The organism is Nonomuraea sp. LPB2021202275-12-8 (assembly GCF_037044575.1).
In the GTDB taxonomy this organism is placed as follows: Bacteria; Actinomycetota; Actinomycetes; order Streptosporangiales; family Streptosporangiaceae; genus Nonomuraea.
The window spans coordinates 227782-247680 of record NZ_JBAHWD010000004.1; the positions used below are offsets into that span (position 1 = coordinate 227782).

Below are 19899 nucleotides of genomic sequence, written 5' to 3' on the forward strand. Positions count from 1 at the left end.
GCGTTCCGCGCGCCTGCCGTACCTCTTTTCCGGAAGGGGAGTGGTTTGTGAGGCGGGCACGCACCTGGCTCCCGGGCCTGCTCCTCGTCGCGCCGTCGATCGTGGCGATCGGCGTGTTCGTGTACGGCCTGCTGGGCTGGAACTTCCAGCTGGCCATGACGGACAAGCACGACGAGGTGTCCGAGGGGAACTTCGTCGGGTTGCAGAACTTCATCGACATCTGGGACCAGCCGAGGTGGCACCTCTCGGTGAACCACGCGATCGTGTTCACGATCGCGTTCGTGGCCGGGGCGCTGGTGCTGGGCTGGCTGCTGGCGTTCCTGATGGAGAAGGGGATCTGGGGCGAGGGCACGTTCCGGGCCATCTACCTGTTCCCGATGGCCGTGTCGTTCGTCGCCACCGGCATCGTGTGGCGGTGGCTGATGAACTCCGGGATGGAGGAGCGGGCGGTCGGGCTGAACCGGCTGTTCGACGCGATCGGGCTGCCGCAGTGGCAGTGGTTCCGGGATCCGGACTGGGGGATGGCGGCGATGGCGCTCCCCGCCGTCTGGCAGATGTCCGGATATGTCATGGCATTGTTCTTGGCCGGGTTCCGAGGCGTGCCCGAGGAACTGCGTGAGGCGGCACGGGTCGACGGCTGCACCGAGTGGGGCGTCTACCGGCACGTGGTGCTGCCGCTGCTCCGCCCGGTCACCCTCTCGGCGCTGATCATCCTGGGCCACATCTCGCTCAAGGTGTTCGACCTGATCGTCGCCGTCTCCGGAAAGCAGATCATCACCGACGTGCCGGCGGTGTTCATGTGGGTGGCGGTCTTCGACTCCCACGACCCGGCCAAGGGCGCCACCATCGCGTCCTACATCGTGCTGAGCGTGGCCGTGTTCGTGATCCCGTACCTGATCTGGTCCGTGCGCAAGGAGAGGCGTTCATGACGGCGGTGGCCGGGCGCAGGCTCGCCTTCACGTGGGTGCGGCTCGCGCTGCTGATCGCCTTCGTGGTGGTCTTCCTCATCCCGATCTACGTCCTGCTGGTCACCAGCTTCAAGCCGCTGACCGAGGCCGATCCGAGCCAGGCGTGGAACCTGCCGCAGACGTGGACGTTCGAGGCGTGGCGGGTGGCGTGGGAGAAGCTCGCCCCCGGCCTGTGGAACAGCGTCCTGCTCGCCGTGCCGGGCTCGCTGCTGTCGTGCGCGCTCGGCTCGATGAACGGCTACGTGCTGTCGAAATGGCGGTTTCCGGGCGCGGACCTGCTGTTCACGCTGTTCCTGTTCGGCATGTTCATCCCCTACCAGGGGGTCATGATCCCGCTGGTGCAGCTCCTGGTGGGGCTGAACGAGCTCACCGGGCTGCAGGGCGTCTTCTACGGCGGCATCCCGGGGCTGGTGCTGGCGCACGTGGTCTACGGCATCCCGATCTGCACGCTGATCTTCCGCAACTACTACGTCACGATCCCCGACGAACTCATCGAGGCGTCCCGGGTGGACGGGGCCGGCATGCTGCGAGCGTACTGGTCGGTGGTGCTGCCGGTGTCCGCGCCGGCCATCGCGGTCGTCATCATCTGGCAGTTCACCTCGCTCTGGAACGACTTCCTGTTCGCCGTCTTCCTCACCGGCCCGCAGAGCTGGCCCACCACGGTGATGCTCAACAACATCGCCGGGGCCCAGGCCACGCCCTACAGCCAGCAGATGGCGGCGGCGATCCTGGCGTCGATCCCGACGATGCTCATCTACGTCCTGCTGGGCCGCTTCTTCATGCGCGGCCTGATGGCTGGCGCGCTGAAAGGCTGACCGCCGGGTTCGCGCAGTGCGCCAGCGGCTCGCCGCGGACATACCGGGCCACATCGGCGGCCACGATGGCGGCCGCCTTCATGGCCGTCTCCTTGCTCGCGCCCGCCAGGTGCGGGGTCATCACCAGGTTCGGCACCCTGAGCAGGCGCGAGTCCGCCGGGATGGGCTCCTCGGGGAAGACGTCCATCGCGGCGCCGAACAGGTGGCCCGACTCCAGCGCGTCGCACAGGGCGTCGTAGTCGAGGAGCGCGCCCCTGGCACAGTTGACCAGGACCGAACCGGCCGGCATCGCGGCGATCTGCTCCGCGCCGATCATGCCGGTGGTCTCCGGGGTTGCGCGGGCGTGCAGGGAGACGAAGCGCGAGCGGTGCAGCAGCTCGTCCAGCTCCACCTTGCCGGGCACGTCCACGTAGGGGTCGAAGACCAGCACCTCGGCGCCGAAGCCCTCGACCATGCGAGCCACCCGCCTGCCGATCGCGCCGTAGCCGACCAGGCCGACGGTGCTGCCCTCCAGCTCCGGGCCGACGTTGTCGTAGATGTAGTAGTCGCCGCGCCACACGCCGCCGGCCAGGTCGGCGTGCGTCTGCGGGATGCGGCGGGTGGCCGCGAGCAGCATGGCCAGCGTGTGTTCGGCGGTGGCCACCGCGTTGCGGCCGGGGGCGAAGGTGACCGCCACGCCGGCCTCGGTGGCGGCCTCCAGGTTGGCGTTGACGGGGCCGCCCCGGCTGACGCAGAACAGCCGCAGGTCGGGGCAGGCGTCGAGGACCCGCCGGGTGAGCGGGGCCATCTGGGTCACGCACACCTCGACGCCCTGCAGCGCCTCGATCAGCTCGTCCTCCACGTCCGAAGCCTCGTCGACCTCCCCCACCCGGCCGAAGGGGACCACCGGCCAGGGCAGCGTCAGCTCGCTGATCGCCACCTCGCCGGGAACCTCGCGCCGCAGCGCGTCGGCGAGGAGCTGGTTGCGGACGAATTGGTCACCTGCGGCAAGGACTCGGGTGGTCAACGAACGGCTCCAATCGGGGAGTTGTACTGCAGGATCGCGGCCCGCTCGCCGCGCAGACGCAGCTCGGTGAGCGCGCAGTTGTCCAGGCTCGGGAACAGCCGCCGGTACTCGCCGAGCGGCACGCCGATCAGCCTGCACAGTGCGATCCTGATGGCGGTCGTGTGCGCGACCACCAGCACCCGGCCGTTGGAGCGGACGGCGCAGATGTCGCGCAGGGCGGCCACGAACCGGTCCGCGGCGGCGCTCGGGTCCTCGCCGCCGGGCAGCGGGTTCGCGCCGGGGTCGGCCTCGAACGCGGCACGGGCCTCGGGAAAGCGCTCGTTCATCTCGGCCGAGGTGAGCCCCTCGCCCTGGCCGAAGTCGAGCTCCCGCAGCCGGGCGTCCACCACCAGCCCGACGTCGGCGGCTTCGGCGCTGGCCGCGGCGGTGATCTGCGAACGGCTCAGGGGGGAGGCCCACACGCCCGACAGCCCGGCCGTGGCGGCCCAGGAGGCGAGCCGCGCGGCCTGCTCCCTCCCGCGCGGGGTCAGCACGATGTCGCTGATCCCGGCATAGCGGTTCTCGGCGTGCCAGACGGTCTCGCCGTGGCGCACCAGCACCAGGTTCGTCATCGTACGGTCCTCTCACGGGCGTGGTCGGCGGCGCTGGACGGCAGCCAGCCGCGGCGCTCCAGTTCTCCGACGAAGCGCAGGTAGGGCTCGCGCAGGTCGGCCCCCGACGGGTCGACCACCGCGCGGGTGCGGACCATCGCGCCGGCCGCGGACGGGCCGGCGGCGAGGACCGCCATGCCCAGGGCGGGCTCGGCGTTCTCGCGCAGCGTCACGGGACGTCCCAGGACGTCCGCCCTGAGCTGGTTCCAGTACGCGCTCCTGGTCGCGCCCCCGGTCAGGATGATCTCGCCGTCCACGCGGGCGCCGAGCAGGTCGAGGTAGTCGAAGCAGAGGCGCTCGATGAACGCCGCCCCGCGCAGGATCGCCACGTAGCGCTCGACGTCGTCAGCGGGCTCGCCGAGGGTGAACCCTTCGGCGTCGGCCGCCGCGAACGGGAATCGCTCCCCGCGGGAGACCAAGGGATAGGTGGTGGGCAGGGATGCGCCGGATCCGTGCTGAGCGCTCGCCTGCCGGCTGAGGGCGTCGAGGTCGCGGCCGGGCAGGTCACGGGCCAGCACGCCCGCGCCGGTGCTCGACGCGCCGCCCGGCAGCCACGAGCCGTCCGGCGCGCGGTGGGAGTAGACGACGCCGAGCGGGTCGTGGATCAGCTCCCTGGTCACGCCCTTCAGCACCAGCGTGGTGCCGAGCACGGAGTTCCAGCTTCCCGGCCGCAGCGCCCCGGCGCCGAGCTGCGCCGCGCACCCGTCGGTGGTGCCGGCGATCACCGGCGTGCCCTCGGGGATGCCGGTGACCTCGGCCGCCGCGGCGCAGACCGCGCCGAGGCGGGTGCCGGGCCGTACCACGTCCGGCAGGATCTCGGCGGGGACTCCCAGCGCGTCCAGGACGTCGTGCGGCCAGCGCTCGTCGATCAGGTCCACGCCGGTCTTCAGCGCGTTGCTCAGGTCGGTCGCCACCTCCGCGCCGACCAGGCGGCGGTTGACGAAGTCGCTCTGGTGCGCCGCCCGCGCCCCGCCGGGAACGCCGTCACGCAGCAGCCACAGCAGTTTGGGCAGCGCCCAGTTGGCCTGCATCCGCTGGTAGCCGAGCCGCTGCCAGACGCCCGCGCCGACCGTGTTGACCCTTTCGACCAGATCGGCGGCCCGCCGGTCGTCGTACATCAGGGCCGGGGTGAGCGCGGCGCCGTCCCCGTCGGCCAACAGGATCGTTCCAGAGGTCGCGTCCACCGCGACCCCCTCGATCCGGCCGGCGGGCACGTCGCGGAGCGCCTCGCGGGTGGCGGCGGCCAGCTCGCGCCACCACTGCTCCGGGTCCTGCTCGTGGCAGGGGCCGTCGCGGTGGCTGGTCAGGGCGCGGCTCGCCGCGCCGAGCACCTGCCCGCCGCCGTCGACGGCCATCGCGCGCACGCTCTGCGTGCCGAGGTCGATGCCGATCCAGACGCTCATGTACGGCTCCGCGTCTCGGCCAGCAGCGGCCATGATCGGGCGCTGGTCTCGCGCAGGGCCAGGAAGTCCCGGTAGGCCTCGCCGTAGGGACCCGGCCGTGGATGGACGGCCTCGCGCAGGCGGACGTGACTCCCGGCCGCGGCCTCGATGCTCGCGGCGGCACCGGTGGCGGCCAGGCCGACCAGGAACGCGCCCCTGGCGCCGACCTCGCTGTCGGCGGAACGCAGCACCGGCAGGCCGGTGACGTCGGCGATGAGCTGCAGCCACAGCGCGCTCGCCGCCCCGCCGCCGCACACCCGCAGCTCGTGGGGCGGCGGGCCGGAGGCGGACAGGCAGTCCTGCACGACGAGCGTGAGCCCTTCCAGGATGGCGCGGGCGACCTGCTCGCGGCCGTGCTCGAAGGACATGCCGAGGAAGGCGCCCCTGGCGAGCGGGTCGGAGAACGGGGCTCGCTCGCCGGCGGGGGAGAAGTACGGCTGGAACGCGAGCCCGCGCGCCCCCGGCTCGCTCAGCGCGGCCAGCTCGCTCAGCTCGGCCGGGTGGGCCAGGCCGAGCAGGCGGCAGGCCCACTGGATGACCTCGGTGCCGGCGAAGGTGGGGAAGGCGCGCAGGTAGCCGCCCGGCAGCGCGATCGTGATGCCGACCGGGTCGCCGTCCAGGTCGGGCCGCTCGACGAGGGTCTCCACGCAGAGCGTGGTGCCGAGGATGCCGCACGCCTGGCCGGTGCGCACGGCGCCCGCGCCGAGGGCGGTGGCGGCGATGTCGTACGGGGCCATCACCACGGGCGTGCCGGCGGGCAGGCCGAGCAGCGCGGCCGCTCCCGGGGTGAGCCCGGCCACCCGCCGCGAGTCGTCGCGCAGCTCGGGCAGCAGCCGCTCGGCCCAGCCGAGGCCGAACAGCTCCAGCAGCTCGCCGGAGTAGCGGCGGGCACGCAGGTCCATGAAGGGGGCCGAGGCGTCGGACTCGTCGGCGGCGAGCTCCCCGGTCATCCTGGAGAAGATCCAGCCTCCGCAGGTGAGGTTGGCCGCCGAGCGGTCGAGCCGACCGGGATCGTGCTCCTTCAGCCAGGTCAGGATGGCGTGCGGCAGCCCGGAGGCGGCCGACGAACCGTTGGTCCTGAAGGCGGTCTCGGCCAGGCCGGACCTGTTCCAGGCGTCGACCGTGGCCGCGGCCCGGCCGTCGTTCCACAGGATGGCGGGCCCGGTCGGCTCGCCCGAGGCGTCGACCAGCCAGCAGCCGTCGCCCTGCGCCGTCACCGCGACGAAGTCGACCTCACCGCGGAGCTCGGCGGCGACCTCGCGCACCGTGCGGGCGACCGCGTCCCAGACCGCGCCCATGTCCTGCTCGGCCCGGCCGGCCCCCGGCCGGGACACACTTGTCTCGTGCCGGACCACGGCCGCCTCGGCGCCCGACTCGTCGTAGCCGACGGCCTTGATCACCGTGGTGCCGGCGTCGACGCAGATGGCCGCCATCACGCCCTGCCGTGCGAGGTCCTCGACCGGCGCGAGACGGAGTCGACGACCACCGCCAGGAGCAGGACGGCCCCGGTGACCATGAACCTGATGGACGAGTCGAGGTTCAGCAGCGTCAGGCCGCTGGAGATCGACTGGATGACGATGATGCCGAGCAGCGCGCCGAAGGCCGTGCCGCGCCCGCCGAACAGGCTCGTCCCGCCGATCACCGCGGCGGCGATGGCGTTGAGGTTGACGTCGCCGCCGCCGCTGCTCTGGTTGGCGGCGGCCAGCCGGGCGGCGGCCAGGATGCCGCCCACCGCCGCGAAGGTGGAGCAGAGGACGAACACCGAGGTGAAGACGGCCTTGACGTTGATGCCCGCGCGGCGCGCGGCCTCCACGTTGCCGCCGACGGCGTAGACCGACCTGCCCCACTTGGTACGGGACAGCAGGTAGTGCATGATCAGGACGAGCGCGACGAAGAAGACGAACATCCAGCCCACGCCGCGCGTCTGGCCGAGATACCAGACCACGAAGGCCAGCGCGACGAGCAGCGCCGCGCTCCTCAGGACCAGCGTGGACAGGCTCTTGGCCGACAGCCCGGCCTCGCGCCGCTTCCTGGCGTGCAGCCAGCCGCTGACGAACAGGCCGCCGGCCGCGATCACCGCGAGGGTGTAGGACAGCCAGGCCGGCACGAAGGCGAGCTGGGCGAAGTCCACCAGGCCCGAGTCGAACGGCAGGTTGATCGAGCCCTTGGTGCCCAGCACGTAGAGCTGCAGCCCGAGGAAGCCGAGCAGCCCGGCGAGCGTGATGACGAAGCTCGGCACCCCGAACCGGTTGAACAGCTGCGCGTACACCCAACCGATCACCGCGCCCAGCACGACCGAGGCCGCGATCGCCAGCCAGACCGGCAGCCCCTCGCCGACGAAGAGCACCGCCAGCACCGCGCCCGACAGCCCGCTGACCGACCCGACCGACAGGTCGATCTGGCCGACGAGCAGCACGCAGACGATGCCCAGCGCGATGACGCCGACGGCGGCCGACTCCAGGGTGAGGTTCACCAGGTTGGCGCTGGACAGGAAGATCGGGTTGAGGATCTGCAGCACGGTCCAGATGACGATGAGGCCGACCACGACGGGGATCACGCCGAGGTCGCCGCCGCGGGCCCGCTCGACCACGTCGGTGAGCGCGCCGCGCAGGCCGCCCCCGCCGTCGCGCAGCCGCTCGTCCTGGCGGTCGGTGGTCATCGTGCTGTTCACGAGGATGATCCTTCCTTCTGGCCTTCCCCCTGGCGCGCCACCCGCCGCGTCACCGCGTTGTCGGTGGCGCCGGTGATCGCGGCGATGATGTCCTCCGTGGTGACGTCCTTGACGTCGAAGACCCCGTTGTTGCGGCCCAGCCTGAGCACCGCCACGGTGTCGGCCACGGCCTTCACGTCCACCATGTTGTGGCTGATCATGATGACGCCGTGGCCGTTCTCGCGGAGCCGCTCGACCAGGTTGAGCACCTCGGCCGTCTGGGCGACGCCCAGGGCGGCGGTGGGCTCGTCCAGGATGATGATCTTCGGGTCGCCGAGCAGCGACCTGGCGATCGCCACCGTCTGCCGCTGGCCGCCGGACAGCGCCGCCACCGGCACCCTGACGCTCGGGATCTTCGCCGAGAGCTGGCGGAGCAGCTCCCACGAGCGCGTCTCCATGGCCACGTCGTCCAGCCTGAGCGGGCCGATCTCCTGGCCCAGGAACAGGTTCTGGATGACGTTGAGGTTCTCGCACAGCGCGAGGTCCTGGAAGACGGTGGCGATGCCCAGCTTGTGGGCCGCGGCCGGGGTGGGGATGTGGACCTTCCGCCCAGCGAACGTGATCGTGCCCGAGTCCGGCGGATGCACCCCCGCGAGGATCTTGACCAGCGTGGACTTGCCCGCGCCGTTGTCGCCGACGATCGCCACGACCTGGCCGGCGGCCACGTCGAGGGCGATGTCGGTGAGCGCGGCGACCGCTCCGAAGGTCTTGCTGATCCCGCGCAGGGACAGGACGCTGTCCGTCTGCTGAGTGGGCGACACGGAACTCCCCCTACTTGATGCCGAGCTCGGTGCAGCCGTCGGCGTATTCGGCGGTGCACACGTCGGCCGCCTTCATGATGCCGCTGTCGAACAGCACTTCCTTGATGTTCTCCTTGGTCACCACCGTGGGCACGAACAGCTGCGACGGGGTGTTGAAAAGCGTGTCCTTGCCCGCGGGCTTCTGGCCCTGCATGAACTGGTAGGCGACGTCGGCCGAGGCCTCGGCCACGATCTTGATCGGCTTGGAGATGGTGTTGTACTGGTCGCCCTTGATGATGCGCTGGGCGGCGGCCACCTCGGCGTCGTTGCCCGTGACCGGAGGCACCTTCTTGCCCGCGGCCTTGAAGGCCGAGATCGCGCCGCCGCCGGTGCCGTCGTTGGCCGCGACCACGCCCACGATCTCGTCGCCGAACTGCGTGATCTGTCCGCTGACCCAGGTCTGCGCCTTCTCCGGCTGCCAGTCGGGGGTGTCGTACTCGGCGAGCAGCTTGAACCCGCTGGAGTCGATCGCGCTGTGGATGCCCTTCTTGATCAGCCCGGCCGCGGCGTCCGTCGGCGAGCCGTTCACCTGAAGGAGGCCGCCCTCGGCCTTCTCCGACTTGAGATGGTCGACGAGTGACTGGCCGATCAACGAGCCGATCTTCTCGTTGTCGAAGGAGATGTAGTAGTCGGCGGGGGTGGCGGGGATCGGCCGGTCGTAGGCGATCACCGCCACCTGCTGCGACTGGGCGGTCTTGACGATGGTGGCCGCCGCCGCGGAGTCGACGGGGTCGAGCACGATGGCCTTGACGCCCTGCGCGAGCGCCGAGTTCGCCTGCTGCTGCTGCTTGGCGGCGTCGGAGTCGGCGTTCTGGTAGATGACGGTGCAGCTCGGGCAGAGCTGCTTCATCTTGGCCTCGAAGAGCGGCTTGTCCTGCAGCTCGTATCTGGTCGAGGCGAGGTCCGGCATGAGGAAGGCCACCTTGGCGTTCTCCACGGCGCCCCCGGTGGCGCCGGACCCGCCGTCACCGCCGGTGGATCCGGAGCCGCACGCGGCCAGTGCCGAGGTCGCGAGGACCGCTGCGGCGGCGAACGCGGAGGTCCGCATCTTGGTTCTTTTCACGGGTTCATTCCTCACTCGCTTCGTCCTCACGGACGATCTCATTGCGTCGCGTCCCCCGAGTGCGACCCGGGACGCCCCTCACAGCAGGTCACGTCCTGTGGTGCACCTCACGCTAGCGCGAGTGCAGAATATTTGTCCAGCACGGATGTTCACGCTGTTCTCATGGCTGTGACCTGGAGTTCACATGAGCGTGCCCGTCAGCGGGCCGCGGCAAGCAGGCTCTCGGCCGTGAGGGCGTCGGTGACGAGCTGGTTGAAATAGCCGCCCCTGGCCCCGGCGATGATGGATGGCACCTTCTCGGCCCCCACCGCCACCGCGATCGAGAACGGGATCCGCCGTAGCTCCTCCAGGCCGGCCGCGACCAGGCGCTCGCTGCCCGGATAGCCCACCGGCTCGCCGTCGCGGTCGTAGAAGCGGGAGCACACGTCGCCCACGGCCTGGCGCAGGCTGGGCGCGTCGCGCGGCACGAAGGCGGGCACCACCTGCCGCATCAGCGGCGGCGAGCCGACGCCCACGATCGCGCACTTGGCGTGCGACCACAGGTCCATCACCCGGCGCACCGACGGCTCGTGCTGCAGCGAGTAGAACAGCTCGGGGCCCGGCAGCGCGGGCGCGTACAGATAGCTGGGCACGCCGCCGACCCGCTCGGCCAGCAGGCGGGTGGTCTCGTTGGTCTGGAACCACGGTTGCGGATCCTCCTGACCTCCCACCGCCGGCGCGATCGTCACGCCGGGGAACTGGCCGAGCCTCTCCCGCGCGCACTCGTACACCGTGCTGCCCGACGACACCAGCACCACGTCACCGGACTCCAGCCCGACTCCCGCCAGCGCCCTGGCCAGGCCGGGCGCGAGCCAGGGGCCGAGCGCCGGGCCGCTGACCCTGGGCACCAGATAGACGCGCCCCAGCGACAGCGCGTCGGCGACCTCGCTGGCCAGCGGGCCGTCGGCCAGCGTGGCGGGGCGGTGCACGCGGATCTCGACGATGCCCTGCCTGCGGGCCTCGGTCAGCAACCTGCTCACGGTCGCCCGGCTGACGCCGAGCCGCTTGGCGATGTCGGCCTGGGTGGCGTCCTGGAGGTAGTACTGCGACGCCGCCGCGTACATCAGCTCCTGGGGGAAGCGGGCTTCGGGTACGGCGTCGGCGGCATTCATGCGCGCGCTCCCTGGATGGTGAACGATTGTGCTGAACGGATGCGCAACGACTATACCTTCGCGCCCTCAGCAGAGAAGGCTAGCGATCCCGCACATTCCGCGATCCTCGCACCCTTCAGACGAGCGAACCGGCCACCAGGGCGTCGCCCAGCGGCGTCCGCGCGTACAGCACACTGCGCCCCGTGCGGGTGCCGCTGATGAGGCCGGCGCCGCGCAGCGCCGCCACGTGGCCGCCGGTGCTGCCGAGGCTCTGCCCGAGCAGCGCGGCCAGATGCGTGGTGGTGGCCGGAGCGGCCAGCTCGGTGAGCAGCCTGGCCCGCGTGCGCCCGATCAGCACGGCCAGCCCCGCGCCCGCCCCCGGCGGCTGCGCCGCGATGCCGCGTGCCGGATAGACCAGCGCGTACGGCCACGCCTCCTCCAGATAGGCGCCGAGGCTGGCGATGAACACCGACGGCAGGAAGAGCAGCCCCCTGCCCCCAAGCCGGTGCCTCTTGTCGCGCCGGCCCATCCCGACCTCGATGTGGCCGTCGTCATGCCAGCGGACCTGGGAGCTGAGGTCGTCCAGCGCCGCCGCCCAGCCGTAGGTCGCCAGCCGCCCGGCGCGCTGCACCACATCACGTTCCAGGACCGCGTGGAAGCGCGGCCAGCTCCTGGCCAGGATCTCGGTCCAGAGCACCTGGTAGGCGTCGGCGATCAGGCGCACCACGTCCGGCCCGAGCAGGAGGTCTCTGACCTCCTCGGACACCGGCGGACGGCCCGCCAGCACCGAGGCGATCTCCTCGTGCGCCAGGGTGAGCGGCGTCGCGCGCATCGCGGCCAGCTCCACCTCGAACGGCACGCTCGTCCCGGTGGGCGGGGGCGCGATGAAGTCCACGTTGTCGGAGCCCTTGTTGCCGGCGATCGCCATCGTCGCGCGGAGAACGGGATGGCGGCGTTTCAGCTTCTCGTACGGCCCGCGCCAGCGCTCCACCCACTGCCGGTGCACGCCCGCCTCGACCCTGCCGTCCAGCACCCACTGCGCGTGCATGGTCTCGATCAGGGGGGAGACGGCGAACCTGCTGGCCGCCACGTCCTGCGGGGTGACTTCGATGCTGAACACCACCTTTCGGTTATATCCGAAGGCTTCGCCCGGCGCCGTGCCTCACCCCCAGCATCGGAAGCGGCGGCCCCGACCCTCCCTCCGGGGCCGCCCGACCGACGTGAGGAGATCCGGTGTCCGAAGAACGCGCGGCCACCTTCGGCGAGGTGTTCGCCGTCCGGGAATTCCGGGTGCTGTTCGGCAGCTTCGCGCTGTTCATCGCCGGCGAAGGCATCAAGATGCTGGCCCTGTCGGTGCTGGTGTACGCCGAGACGGGCTCGCCGGGGCTGTCGGCCGCCGCCTACATGGCCGGGTGGCTGCCTCACATCGTGGGCGGGATGTTCCTGCTGTCGCTGGCCGACCGGCTGCCGCCGCGCGCCGTCATGGTCGTGGGCGAGCTGGTCAGGGTGGTGGTGTGCCTGCTGCTGGCGTACGCGGGGCTGCCGGTGTGGGCGATGCTGGCGCTGGTGCTGGTCTCCGGGCTGTTCTCGCCGGTGTTCGGCGCCGCGCGCAACGCGCTGCTGCCCGAGGTGCTGCCGGGGGACGCGTACGTGCTCGGCCGCTCGATCCTGGGCGTCACCTCGGCCGGCGCCCAGATCGCCGGCCTGGCGGTGGGCGGCGCCTTCCTGGCGATGACCGGCCCTCGCGGCGCGCTCGCGGCGACGGCGGTGCTGTCGGCGGCGGCGGCCGTCGTCCTGCGCTTCGGCCTTCCCGACCGCCCCGCCCGTGCCGCCCGGGCGGATGACGGTGGCGCCGTGCGGACCACGTTGCGGGTGAACCGGCTGCTGCTGACCGACCGGCGGGTGCGCGGGCTGCTGATGGCGTCCTGGCTGCCGGTGCTCTGCCTCGCCGGGGCCGAGGCCATGATCGTGCCCTACCTGCACGGTCAGGGGCAGGCGGGAGTGGTGCTCGCGGCTGCTGCGGGAGGCATGGCCGTCGGAGAGTTCGCCGTCGGCAGGTTCGTGGGGCCGGCCCTGCGGGAGCGGCTCTCGCTGCCGCTGGCGGTGCTGCTCGGGCTGCCCTGGCTGGGTTTCCTGGCGGCGCCCGGCCTCGGCTGGGCCGCGGCGCTCGCGGCGATGGCGGCGGCAGGGCTCGCCTACCAGCTCGGCCTGCAGCGGCGCTTCCTGGAGGCGGTCCCGGAGCACGTGCGCGGGCAGGCGTTCGGGCTGCTGTCCACGGGGCTGATGACCGGCCAGGCCGCCGGGGCGGCGCTGGTGGGCGTCCTCGGCGAGGTGTTCTCCCCGCAGCTCGCGATCGTCGCGGCCGGCGGCGCGGGCATCCTCGTCGCGCTGGCCCTGGCGGGCGCGCTACGCCCCGCCCCCGTGCCGCCGCTCCGGGCGGGGGCCTGAGGGCCCGGCCGGGTGCGGCGGCCGGGGCACTCACGGCGGCAGCTCGCCCGAGCCCCGGGGGATGAGGCGCACCGGCAACAGCGGGTGCTCCGACGGGCCGGTGTCGCCGTGCAGGCGCCGGAACAGCAACTCGGCCGCCACCCGGCCCATCCCCGCAGGGTCCTGGGCCACCACCGTCACGCCGGGGACGAGCAGGTCGGCCAGCTCGAAGTCGTCGAACCCGACCAGCGCCGGCGCCGGCCGCCCGCCCAGGACGCGCAGCGCGGTCACGGTGAGCCGGCCGTTGCCGGTGAACAGCGCGGTGGGCGGGCGATCCAGGGCCAGCAGGCGGTCCAGGTCGGCGCGCACGCCCTCCAGCGAGGGCGCCCGCATGGCGACGAGCCGCTCGTCATACAGGTGGCCGAGGGCGGCGCGGTAGCCGTGCAGCCGGCGCGACGCGGTGAAGATCGACGGCTCGTCGCCGAGGAAGGCGATCCTGCTGTGTCCCCGGGCGACCAGGTGGCGGGCGGCCAGACCCGCTCCGCCGGCGTTGTCGCTGAGCACGGTGTCGACGTCGACGCCCGGCCCCGGCGGCCGGTCCACGAACACCGCCGGCGTGCCGGCGTCGAGCTCGGGCCGCAGGTAGGAGTGGTCGTCGCCGGCGGGGACCACGATCAGCCCGTCCACCCGCCGGGCGCAGAACGTGCGCACCAGCTCACGTTCCCGGGCGGGCTCCTCGCTGGAGGAGCCGCTCAGCAGCAGGCAGCCGTATCCGGTGGTGACGTCCTCGACGGCGCGGCTCAGCGCGGCGTAGAACGGGTCGGCGACGTCCTCGATGACGAGCCCGACCGTGGACGTGCGGCCCCTGCGCAGCACGCTGGCGCTCTCGTTGCGGCTGTAGCCGAGCAGGTCGATGGCCGCCCGGACCCGTTCGGCGGTGCCGGGGTGGACGCCGGGCTCGCCGTTCACCACGCGGGAGACGGTCTTGAGCGCCACGCCCGCTGCCGAGGCGACGTCTTTCATCGTCGGTCTCACGCCTGGATCCTTTCTCACCGGGCGGCCGTAGACAACGTTGTCAAGGGGGTGTGCGAGAGTAGATCGCTATGGCGCTGAGATCCGCACTGCTCGTGGCCGGCGTCGTGCTGGCCGCTCTCAACCTGCGGCCGGCGATCGCGGGCCTGTCGCCGCTGCTCGACGAGATCATGAAGGACGCCGGACTGACACCGGCGGGCGGCGGCGCAGTCACCACCGTCATGGTCGTCTGCCTCGGGGTGTTCGGGCCGCTCGCGCCGCTGCTGGCCAGGCGGATCGGGCTGGACCGCACGCTGCTGGCCGGGCTGCTCGTGCTGGCCGCGGGCGTGGCGCTGCGCAGCCTGGACGGCCCGATCATGCTCTACGCGGGCTCCGCGATCGCCGCCACGGCCATCGCGGTGATGAACGTCGCCATGCCGGGCATCGTCAAGCAGCACTTCCCCGCCAGGGTCAACCTGCTCACCGGCGTCTACGTCTCCGCCATCGTGGGCGGCGCCGCGGTCGCGTCCGCGCTGGTCATCCCGCTGGAACGGGTCACCGGCCTCGACTGGCGGGGCGTCTCCGCGCTGCTGGCCGTGCCCGCGCTCGCCGCCGCGCTGCTCTGGCTGCCCCAGGCCTTCCGTACGCATCCCAGGCCGACGGGCGACGCGCCGCGACCGTTCGGCATGGTCCTGCGCAGCAGGGTGACCTGGTACGTGACCGCGCTCATGGGCCTGCAGTCGTTGACCTTCTACGTCATGCTCACCTGGCTGCCGACGATCTTCCTGGACGCGGGCATGCCGGCCGACCAGGCGGGCTACATGCTCAGCCTGACGACCCTGGTCCAGGTGATCGCCACGCTGGCGGTGCCGGTCGTGGCGGGGCGCCGGCCCTCGCAGGTGTCGTACGTGCTGGCCTCCGGGGTGCTGACCGCCGCCGGTTACCTGGGCGTGCTGCTGGCTCCGACCACGCTGTCGTGGCTGTGGATGATCGTGCTGGGGATCGGGCAGGGGGCGTCGTTCGCGCTGGCACTGCTGATCATCGCGCTGCGCCCGGCCGACCCGGCGACGGTCACCGCGCTGTCGGCCGTGGCCCAGTCGGTGGGGTACGCGATCGCCGCGCTGGGCCCGTTGCTGTTCGGGCTGCTGAGGCAGGTGTCCGGCGGCTGGTCGGTGCCGCTGATCGCCGGGCTGGCCGTGGTGGGCGTGCAGATGGTCGCCGGATGGTTCGCCGGACGTCCTGCTACCTTAGGTAAGGCTAACCTGTAGGTGGAGGGATTGCGGCGTGCTGACCGAGGTGCTCGAGCGGGTGGCCGCCGGACGAGGCGGCGTGATCGGCGTCGAGCCGGGGCTCGTCATCGAGCCCGACGAGAGCTGGACGCCCTCCTCCGAGCTGCTGCGGGAGCCGTACACACTGCTCGGGGAGCTGGTGGACGCGACGGCGGCGCGCTGGAACGCGCCGCGGCACGTCGGCGCTGCGCTGTTCTGGAAGACCTACGGCTACTGGCACACGATGCCGATGGCGCTCGGCTGGGCGCTGGACGGACGCGTCCCGATCATGCGGGCGGCCGACACCTACTTCAAGGAGTCGGAGGCGGGGGTCACGATCGCCGCGACCAGCGTGACGTGGACCTCAGGCGCCGCGGCGATCGGGGAGGCGCTCGCGGAGTCGCAGGCGCCGCTGGTCAAGGTCCTCAGCACGATGGCGAAGGTGGGGGAGCGGACGCTGTGGGGCTCGACCGCCGAGGCGTTCGCGCACCCCCTGACCCTCATCGCGCCGGGCGACTACATGGCGCTGCTGAAGCAGATCGGCAAGCCCGTCGACGGGCTGGTCGAGCCCGCCGGCGACGCCTACTTCCGCAGGACCTGCTGCCTGTGGATCACCCTGCCGGACGCGGAGCCCTGCGGAAGCTGCTGCGTACTCAGGCCACGGCGCCCGTAGCGACGGCGTCCACCGCGGCAGCAGGGGCGGTCACGGTGGTGGCCACCGTGACGTCGTCCAGCGGCCGCAGCTCGTCGGCGTAGCTCACCGAGACGCGGCGCATGACGCCCGTGTCGTCGATGGAGTACTGGCCGAGCCGCCACAGCGGCGGTGAGTAGGCGTGGATCGAGACGCTGTGCTCCACCGCGCCGGTGAGCCGGTGGATGTGGTCCGGGCCGAAGGAGAACGACTGTCCCTCGGCGACCACGGTCTCCAGGTGCTCGCCGCCGATGCGTGGGTTGCACTCCCGCAGCGCGCCCTGCACGACGTGCACCGCGCCCGAGGAGATGTCGTGGTCGTGCCAGCCCGTGTCGTCCTCGGGCCGCCAGCAGAGCAGCCACACGTCGATGTAGGCGTCCCGGTAGAGCGAGGCGTAGTGCCTGCCGCCGTCCGCGGGGAAGTCCACCTGGTCCTGCCACCGGGCGGGGTCGGCCGCCAGGTCGTTCACCAGCTCGCGCAGCTCGCGCCGGTCGAGTGTGCGCTCAGGGAGCCTGGTGCGGACGCTCCCATCCTGGTTGACGTGGTGCTCGCTCAAGGACGAGTCTCCTTCCTGCCGAGTAGGCGACGTGGGTTGGTGACACGGATGGCATGGGCGGCGGCCTCGCCGAGGCCCGGATCGGGGGCGGTGGCGTAGGGGGCGTCGGAGCCGTTGACGACGACGTCGATGCCGAGCTCGCGGACCACCGCGTCGATCGCCCGTGGGCCGTAGGAGGAGGTCTCCACGTAGCAGCCGGGATCGACCTGCCCCCGGCCGCTGCCGCCTCTGGCGATGAGCCGCTCGGAGTGCAGCGGGGCGAGCCCGGCCAGCAGCGCGAAGCACACGCGCAGCCTGGGGTGACGGGGCCTGACGACGGAGTGGAAGCGGTGCCAGGCGGCGTGCATCTGCTGCACGTACGGCACCACGGCGGGCCACCACGACGGCGCGTCCTCCGGGGCGGCTGCCGGGCCAGGGTGCACGAACAGCGGCAGGTCCCGGTCGGTGAGGACCTCCAGCAGCCGGTCGTCGAACGGGACCGTCGCGGGCATCTGCAGCCCGGCGAACCCGCGGTCCAGGTCCTTGGCGAGCCGCTCGGGCTCGGGCCGGCTGTGGCAGGTGGCCGCCCAGGCGCCGAACGGCTCGGGCAGCGCCAGGGCGCCGTCGTGGTAGGCGTCGAGCAGCGGCCAGGCCTCTTCGGGCGGCAGCGACTCGATGCCGAGCGGGCTGGACAGCGACACGAGCGCCAGCTCCAGGCCCGTGGTGTCGCGGCGGTCGTGCGCGGCGGGGTCGACCTCGTAGGGAGGCTCGCCGTCGAGGAACAGCGTCCAGCCGTCGAGGAAGGGCGGCCGGGTGCGAGCGCGCAGCGCGTCGACGAACGATGCCGTCCACAGATGCTGGTGCACGTCGATCCCCATGATCACGCCTCCCTTCATTTCCTACTGACTTTATAGGTAAACCCTTCAAGTGGGGAAATCGGACTGGTGAAGCGGTTCACTGATACGGTTCAGTGAACCGCTTCACTAGGCGGATTGTCAATGTCGTCCGGTTCGCCGCGACCTTCAGGAACCCCCGTACGCAATAGGCTTGCGGGATGGCTCGCAAGAGAGCGACGATCCGGGAAGTGGCCCAGGCGACCGGCCTGTCACCGGCCGCCGTCTCCTACGCGCTGCGTGGCCTGCAGGTGTCGGAGGAGACGATGGAGCGGGTCCGGGCGGCGGCGGCCGAGCTCGGATACGAGGCCGACCCCATCGCCAGAGCCCTGGCCAGCGGTCGCACCGGCATGATCGGCCTGCTCTGCGGCTCGCTGGAGGACCTCTGGCAGCAGTCGCTCGCCGTGGGCATCAGCCGCGGTCTCCGCGAGAAGGACCGCTACGCGCTCATCCTCGACGCCGTCGGCGATCCGGCCCGCGAGCGCGCGCTCGCCATGCAGCTTCGCGACCAGCGCGTCGACGGGATGATCGTGCAGCCGCTCGACCCCTCGGCGCCCTTCTGGGCGGAGCTGTGCGAGTCGCTGCCCGTGGTCGCGATCGGCGACTCCCTGACCGGCACCGCGGGCGAGGTCGTCTTCGACAACCGGCGTGGCGTCACGCTCGCCCTGGAGCACCTGCGGGACCTCGGCCACCGCCGCATCGGCGTGCTCACCGCCACCCGGCCCAGCACTCCCGACCGCCCTGCCGACGTCCACGTCTCGGCCGAAGGTGAGCGGCTCGGTCTCGACATCCGGGTCGTCACCGCCCAGCACGGCCTGGCGGCCGCCACGCGGGCGGCCCACGACCTGCTCGCCGAGGGCAGGCCCAGCGCGGTCTTCTGCTTCGCCGACTCGATCGCCTACGGCGTCTACGCCGCGGCCCGCGAGCTGGGCCTGTCCGTCCCCGGCGACGTATCGGTCATGGGCTACGACGACCACCCCATGTCCGGCCTGCTCACGCCGGGCCTGTCCACCGTCGACTGGAACATCGACGGCATCGTCCGGGCGGCCGTCCGGCTGGTGTCGGCCGCCGCCGACGGGGGCGCCCGGCGCCGGCGGGTCGTCCAGCAGCCCACGCTCCGAGAGCGCGGCTCCGTCGCGGACCTGACGGGGTCCTAGCCGCCGCCGCGCAGGGCCAGGCGGGCCGCCTCCACGTCGGAGGTGAGCGGGCGGTCCGGCGTGGGGCCGTGCAGGGCGCGGGTGGCTGCGGCGCGTTCGCAGGCCAGGACGATCTCCAGCGGCTCCACGCAGCGCAGGGCGTGGCGGGCCGCCTGCGTGGCGAAGCCCGCGTGGTCCTCCGTGCCCAGGGAGATGACGGCGGTGCCCGTGGTGACCGGGGTGGCGAGATGGCGCAGCTCCGCCAGCGCGTCCTGGGCCACGTACTCCAGGATGAGCGCTCCCGACCCGCCCGGCCGGTCCGCCAGGAACGGGTGCAGGCCGGTGAACCCGGGGTCCATCAGCGTCGCCAGCCGGGCCGTGCTGAGCTGCGCCGCCTGGACGAGGGAGGCGCGCAGCGTGTCGAGGGCCAGGGCCACGGGGCCGGAGTGGAAGTTGCCGTTGTGCCAGGCGAGCGAGCCGGCGATGAGCGGGTTCTCCGACGCCGAGTTGAGGTCGGTCCCGACCACCGTCTCCGCGCGGTCCAGCGCGTCCATGGCGGCGCCGTGCACCTGGGCGAGGGCGCGGTAGCCGTACGGATCCTGGACCCGGACGCCCTGCTCCTGGGAGAGCAGGCCGCGCAGGCGGGCCGCCACCACCGCCTGCCCGGGATGCGGGCGGGCTTCCTGCACCGCCGCCGCCAGCGGCTCGGCGGAGGCGCCCACGGCGACGAAGGAGAAGGCGGCCACGTCGACGGCCGCGTCGAGCAGCAGGCGCAGGCGGTGGCAGGCGAGCGCGGCGTCGCCCAGGGTGGCGGCCCCCGAGCTGATGAGCGGCAGCGCGTCGCCGTCGGCCAGCGCGAAGCGGGGCGGTGGGGTGGTGGTGGGACGAGGGGTGGGAGGCGGATGCCAGTCGAGCTCGCCCAGCAGGCACAACCCCGTGGTCGCCAGCGCGGTCAGGTCACCGGTGCCGATGGCGCCGTAGGTGCGGACCGGCGGGGTGAAACCGTCGTTGATCGCCCGGGCCAGCACCGGCAGCACGCCGGGGTCGAGGCCCGAGCCGCCCGCGAGGAGTTGGTTGAGCCGGACGACCAGCATCGCCCTGGCGCGTTCGGGCTCGACCAGCGGCCCGGCGCCGCCCGCGTGGCTGCGCAGCAGGTCCGGCCCGCCGTGCTCGACCTGGACGTCCTTGTTGGCGCCCACTCCGGTGCCGCGGCCGTACACGATGCCGGTGAGCTGCCGCGCGGCGGCCCACGCGGCGCGGGCCCGGTCCACGCCGGAGATCGTGACCCGGGCCTCGCCATGGGCGGCCGCGTGCACCTGCGCGCAGGTCAGGCCGCTGCCGTCGAGGTTCAACA

19 protein-coding genes are annotated in these 19899 nt (G+C 72.5%); 6 read left to right on the plus strand and 13 right to left on the minus strand.

The genetic code is table 11. From position 1 onward, the window contains the following. Positions 1-47 precede the first annotated feature (47 nt). Together V5E28_RS09595 and V5E28_RS09600 are read left to right on the plus strand one after the other, a co-directional pair. Positions 48-929: a carbohydrate ABC transporter permease gene (locus V5E28_RS09595; RefSeq protein ID WP_336206076.1), complete on the plus strand. Its 882-nt coding sequence runs from the start codon at positions 48-50 to the stop codon at positions 927-929. Beyond that, complete coding sequence (locus V5E28_RS09600) at positions 926-1783, plus strand: carbohydrate ABC transporter permease (RefSeq protein ID WP_336206077.1); 858 nt, start codon at positions 926-928, stop codon at positions 1781-1783. Before V5E28_RS09595 ends, V5E28_RS09600 begins: the two co-directional genes overlap by 4 nt. On the opposite strand, the gene V5E28_RS09605 is transcribed toward V5E28_RS09600, so the two are convergent. The 9 genes from V5E28_RS09605 to V5E28_RS09645 form a co-directional block, all read right to left on the minus strand. Next, positions 1746-2789: a 2-hydroxyacid dehydrogenase gene (locus tag V5E28_RS09605; RefSeq protein ID WP_336206078.1), complete on the minus strand. Its 1044-nt coding sequence runs from the start codon at positions 2787-2789 to the stop codon at positions 1746-1748. The two genes, V5E28_RS09600 and V5E28_RS09605, sit on opposite strands and share 38 nt — an antisense overlap. After that, the gene (locus tag V5E28_RS09610; RefSeq protein WP_336206079.1) at positions 2786-3400 is read right to left on the minus strand and encodes a histidine phosphatase family protein; all 615 of its coding nucleotides are present in this window, start codon (positions 3398-3400) and stop codon (positions 2786-2788) included. Before V5E28_RS09610 ends, V5E28_RS09605 begins: the two co-directional genes overlap by 4 nt. Next, positions 3397-4842, minus strand: coding sequence for an FGGY-family carbohydrate kinase (locus tag V5E28_RS09615; RefSeq protein ID WP_336206080.1), 1446 nt, complete (start codon positions 4840-4842; stop codon positions 3397-3399). The genes V5E28_RS09610 and V5E28_RS09615 overlap by 4 nt, the downstream gene beginning before the upstream one ends. Continuing rightward, entirely contained in the window at positions 4839-6314 is a 1476-nt protein-coding gene (locus V5E28_RS09620) for an FGGY-family carbohydrate kinase (protein ID WP_336206081.1), read from the minus strand. The genes V5E28_RS09615 and V5E28_RS09620 overlap by 4 nt, the downstream gene beginning before the upstream one ends. Then, entirely contained in the window at positions 6314-7552 is a 1239-nt protein-coding gene (locus V5E28_RS09625) for a sugar ABC transporter permease (protein ID WP_336206082.1), read from the minus strand. The genes V5E28_RS09620 and V5E28_RS09625 overlap by 1 nt, the downstream gene beginning before the upstream one ends. Beyond that, positions 7549-8352: an ATP-binding cassette domain-containing protein gene (locus tag V5E28_RS09630; protein ID WP_336206083.1), complete on the minus strand. Its 804-nt coding sequence runs from the start codon at positions 8350-8352 to the stop codon at positions 7549-7551. Before V5E28_RS09630 ends, V5E28_RS09625 begins: the two co-directional genes overlap by 4 nt. A 10-nt stretch (positions 8353-8362) precedes the next feature. Next, entirely contained in the window at positions 8363-9454 is a 1092-nt protein-coding gene (locus tag V5E28_RS09635; RefSeq protein WP_336206084.1) for an ABC transporter substrate-binding protein, read from the minus strand. Positions 9455-9651: 197 nt separating this feature from the next. Further along, on the minus strand, positions 9652-10605 hold the full coding sequence (locus tag V5E28_RS09640; RefSeq protein ID WP_336206085.1) for a sugar-binding transcriptional regulator: 954 nt from the start codon (positions 10603-10605) through the stop codon (positions 9652-9654). A 115-nt stretch (positions 10606-10720) separates the two neighbouring features. Continuing rightward, entirely contained in the window at positions 10721-11704 is a 984-nt protein-coding gene (locus V5E28_RS09645) for an ArsR/SmtB family transcription factor (protein ID WP_336206086.1), read from the minus strand. A 113-nt stretch (positions 11705-11817) separates the two neighbouring features. On the opposite strand from V5E28_RS09645, the gene V5E28_RS09650 reads away from it, so the two are divergent. Further along, positions 11818-13032, plus strand: coding sequence for an MFS transporter (locus V5E28_RS09650; RefSeq protein ID WP_336206087.1), 1215 nt, complete (start codon positions 11818-11820; stop codon positions 13030-13032). 30 nt (positions 13033-13062) lie between these two features. Here V5E28_RS09650 and V5E28_RS09655 read toward each other — a convergent pair whose 3' ends face one another. Continuing rightward, positions 13063-14046, minus strand: coding sequence for a LacI family DNA-binding transcriptional regulator (locus V5E28_RS09655; RefSeq protein ID WP_336206088.1), 984 nt, complete (start codon positions 14044-14046; stop codon positions 13063-13065). Positions 14047-14114: 68 nt separating this feature from the next. Here V5E28_RS09655 and V5E28_RS09660 point away from each other — a divergent pair, with 68 nt between their 5' ends. Further along, a complete protein-coding gene (locus tag V5E28_RS09660; protein WP_336206089.1) occupies positions 14115-15290 on the plus strand; it encodes a CynX/NimT family MFS transporter in 1176 nt (391 codons plus the stop codon). A 16-nt stretch (positions 15291-15306) separates the two neighbouring features. Then, positions 15307-15963: a (2Fe-2S)-binding protein gene (locus V5E28_RS09665; protein WP_336206090.1), complete on the plus strand. Its 657-nt coding sequence runs from the start codon at positions 15307-15309 to the stop codon at positions 15961-15963. Here V5E28_RS09665 and V5E28_RS09670 read toward each other — a convergent pair. Next, positions 15944-16537, minus strand: coding sequence for a cysteine dioxygenase (locus tag V5E28_RS09670; RefSeq protein ID WP_336206091.1), 594 nt, complete (start codon positions 16535-16537; stop codon positions 15944-15946). The genes V5E28_RS09665 and V5E28_RS09670 overlap by 20 nt on opposite strands. Continuing rightward, entirely contained in the window at positions 16534-17394 is an 861-nt protein-coding gene (locus V5E28_RS09675) for an amidohydrolase family protein (RefSeq protein ID WP_336206092.1), read from the minus strand. Before V5E28_RS09675 ends, V5E28_RS09670 begins: the two co-directional genes overlap by 4 nt. A gap of 176 nt (positions 17395-17570) precedes the next feature. Between V5E28_RS09675 and V5E28_RS09680 the strand changes: the two genes are divergently transcribed. Next, a complete protein-coding gene (locus tag V5E28_RS09680) occupies positions 17571-18566 on the plus strand; it encodes a LacI family DNA-binding transcriptional regulator (RefSeq protein WP_336206093.1) in 996 nt (331 codons plus the stop codon). Here the strand turns inward: V5E28_RS09680 and V5E28_RS09685 are convergent. Then, a complete protein-coding gene (locus V5E28_RS09685; protein ID WP_336206094.1) occupies positions 18563-19897 on the minus strand; it encodes an aromatic amino acid lyase in 1335 nt (444 codons plus the stop codon). The genes V5E28_RS09680 and V5E28_RS09685 overlap by 4 nt on opposite strands. Between the last annotated feature and the right edge of the window lie 2 nt (positions 19898-19899).